The 3,182-nt window shown below is 60.5% G+C and carries 3 protein-coding genes; 1 reads left to right on the top strand and 2 read right to left on the bottom strand.

What is annotated here, in order from left to right; translation table 11 throughout:
* Together JOY90_RS34865 and JOY90_RS34860 are read right to left on the bottom strand one after the other, a co-directional pair.
* A partial coding sequence (locus JOY90_RS34865) for a carbohydrate ABC transporter permease (protein WP_291695626.1) occupies positions 1 to 567 on the bottom strand: 567 nt, incomplete at its 3' end.
* A gap of 18 nt (positions 568 to 585) precedes the next feature.
* Positions 586 to 1,935 (bottom strand): extracellular solute-binding protein, encoded by a 1,350-nt coding sequence (locus tag JOY90_RS34860; RefSeq protein WP_291695625.1) that lies wholly within the window; start codon positions 1,933 to 1,935, stop codon positions 586 to 588.
* A 681-nt stretch (positions 1,936 to 2,616) separates the two neighbouring features.
* Between JOY90_RS34860 and JOY90_RS34855 the strand changes: the two genes are divergently transcribed.
* On the top strand, positions 2,617 to 3,182 hold a 566-nt coding region (locus JOY90_RS34855), incomplete at its 3' end, for a thiamine pyrophosphate-binding protein (RefSeq protein WP_291695624.1).

Here is a 3,182-nt window from a genome sequence, read left to right as displayed (position 1 = left end):
CAGGATCAAGGTCCAGAACGGCAGGTTCTTCCAGATATAGGCGCCGATGTTGGCGGCCAGCCCCATCCAGTGCGAATTCAAATAGACGGGCCCGTCGATGCCGGTCAGCAAGAACAGCACATTGTTCAGCATCCCCCACTGCCCGTTCAGGAACCAGTGTATCGACATATAGGCGGGAAGCGCCGGCGTCGCCCAGGGCAGGATGAAGATGACCAGAACCGCTTTGATCCACCATCCCTTGCGCATGAAGAAGCCTGACAGCAGGAAGGCCAACGCCATCTTCACGTTTACGCCGACGCCGACGTACACCAGCGTATTGATGACCGCCGTCAGATAGCGCGGATCATCAAAGAGCTGGCGATACAGCGCCGGATCGCTGCCCATCCATAGCCCGTAGACAATCGGATAGAGCACGAAGGCAAAGAAGATGACGACGTAGGGCAGCGCAAAGGCGATGGCCCAGATATGCTCGGAGCCATAGAGGCCGCCCCGCCGCCGCGTGCGCTGCCTGACCGAAACGGTCGTCAGGCGTGATCCAGCCGGAAGCGCCTGTTGGGTTATACTCATGCGGCCCTCGTGAGGCTGTCAGAACGTAACCTGCGAAAAAATCTGCTCCGCCCGCTTGAATGCCTTGTCGATCGCTTGTTCCGGCGTCATGCCGTTCTTGATGACGTCGGCATGCGCCTGTCCCCAGACCTGCTCGGCGGCCAACTGGCCCCAGGCGGGGTTGAATCCTTCATAGTTCGACGTCGTCGGCCCGAGGACGGCCTCGCGCACATAGGGGGCGCGATGCGGGTCCGCGGGATCGAGCCACCACGGGTCATCCTTGACGACCTGCGGTATGGATGGCACCCATCGTCCAAGGCCCACCTTCAAATTGTCGTTCATGACCTTGGGTTGCATCCAGTACTTCATGAGGTCCTTGGCAACCTCGACGTTTTTCGCTCCCTTGGGAATGAAGCCGCCGCCGGCACCGACCTGCGCCGCCATCGGCTGGCCATCGTTGCCGTTGGGCAGGCCCATCGTGACCACCTCGTGCATATACGCCTGGGTGTCCTTGATCATCGCGAGCTCGGTCGAGATCGTACCGTCGAAGTCGACGACGAACACTCTTTCGTGGAAGGCGTTGTTGTCGTCCGCATCGCTCCAGCTCAACGCCTCGGGCGGTACGTAGCCCTGCTTGTAGGCGTCGGTCAGGTAGGCGACGGACTTGATCGCCGCCTCGCGCACCTTCGGGTCGTCGGTGTGCAGCCGACCGTCCGGGGTGACCATATTGCCTCCGTTGGCGATCACGAAGGCCTGGAAGAGGCCGTTACCGTCGTTGGGCCCGACCGTGGTGATTTGCAGGCCAAGCGCGTAGATCTTGCGCATGCCCTTGCCCCGCAGTTCCTTCTGCGCCGGCTTGAAGAAATCCCAGAACGCATCCCACGTCTTGGGCGCATCGGACAGATTCAGGCCGGCCTTTTCGACCAGGCTGCCCCAAATGTGGAAGGGGATGCAGGCCTGCTTGATCGGCGCGAGATAATAGCTGTGGGCTTTTGCAGTCTTGTTATAGAAAGTCGAGCATTCCCTGGCCGTCTTCGAAAGCTGCGCTTCGTAGGGCTTAACGATGTCACTGACATCGACCAGCCTATCGTCCCACGCGTTCTGCGGAATGATGGACTGGGGCGCGTCCATGAAAACCAGATCGGGGACGTCGCCGCTGGTCAGCGCAGAGACTGTCTTCTGGTTCTGCGCCTGGAACGGCATGATGCTGTAATCGAGCGTATTGCCGCTCGTCTTCATGTAGTCGGCGGCCAATTGCTTGAACGCTTCGTCCTCTGCCTTCACGAAGCCCTGGTTGACCCAGACGGTCGCGGTCGTGGCAGCAGCATTGGCAATATACGGTTTACTCAGTGCGGTCGCAGCAGCGAGTCCAACGGAGCCGCGCAGCACCGATCTCCGGCTATACTTGTCCATTTCCATCACCCCTCCCTTGCGGAGCGCAACTTCTTCGGAAGCGCCCCAAGTCTCGCTGGTATGATGTAGGCAAACAGCCAGCGTTGATGTTCGCAAACTGCCTATGTGATGTCAATGACCGTGGTTCCGATCGAAATTCAGGTCGGCCTTGGTCCCTATTGCATCGCGAAACGACCTTTGTCGCGAGCGAAGCAAAGCGGAAATGGATAGGCCATCGACTGCCGCGAACGCCGACGCTCGTGACCGATGCTAACGGCGGAGCACGCAGCGCGATTGGAAGGCTGCGCTTATGGGCGCAGCCGCGGACCTGCGAGCAGTCCTCGCACCCGCAAACAGCTCAAACGGAAGATCGAAGACACGTGCCGCGATGGCGTAGCCGAAAGCGTGAGCCTTCCCCATGAATCCGCTGCCCATCAGGCCGATGCGAAGCTTCGATTTGGTCATATCGGAGGTCCTTGTTCGCGATGAGGTCGGAGCCGAGGCGACCCGCGAAAAAATCGATCACGTTCTGAATGGAAAGAGACCGCCACGCGCGATCCCTGCGATTCCCATTATCGAAACTCCCCCGCTTGGCAATAGTTGTTGCAAAACATTTTAGTAGTCAATATTCGATGCGCAAGTCTATGTTGCTCGCGAACCGCCGAGGGAGGAGACCAGATGGCCAACGCCACAATCCGACTCACCATGGCCCAGGCCCTGGTTCGATGGCTGACTCGACAGTTCACCGAAATCGAGGGGGTTCGCGTGCCCCTGTTTGCCGGCGTCTTCGGCATTTTTGGTCATGGGAACGTCACCTGCCTGTCCGAGGCTCTCGAGGCGGTGCAGGATCGTCTGCCCACCTGGCGCGGACAGAACGAGCAGTCGATGGCGTTGGCGGCGATCGGTTTCGCCAAGGCCAAGCTCCGGCGGCAAATCATGGTGGCGACGTCGTCCATCGGCCCGGGAGCCCTGAACATGGTGACGGCGGCAGGAACGGCCCATGCAAACCGCTTACCGGTCCTCCTCATCGCTGGCGATACGTTCACCAACCGGCTGCCGGATCCGGTTCTCCAGCAGGTCGAGCATTTTGGCGACCCGACCGTCACCGTGAACGACGCTTTCAAGGCAGTGACGCGCTACTGGGACCGGATCACCCATCCGGCGCAGATCATCTCTTCGCTGCCCCAGGCCGCGGCCGCAATGCTCGATCCGGCCGACTGCGGCCCGGCCTTTCTCGCGCTGCC

This window comes from Bradyrhizobium sp. (genome assembly GCF_019242285.1).
Taxonomy (GTDB): Bacteria; Pseudomonadota; Alphaproteobacteria; order Rhizobiales; family Xanthobacteraceae; genus Bradyrhizobium.
This window is presented reverse-complemented; position numbering and strand designations above follow the sequence as displayed.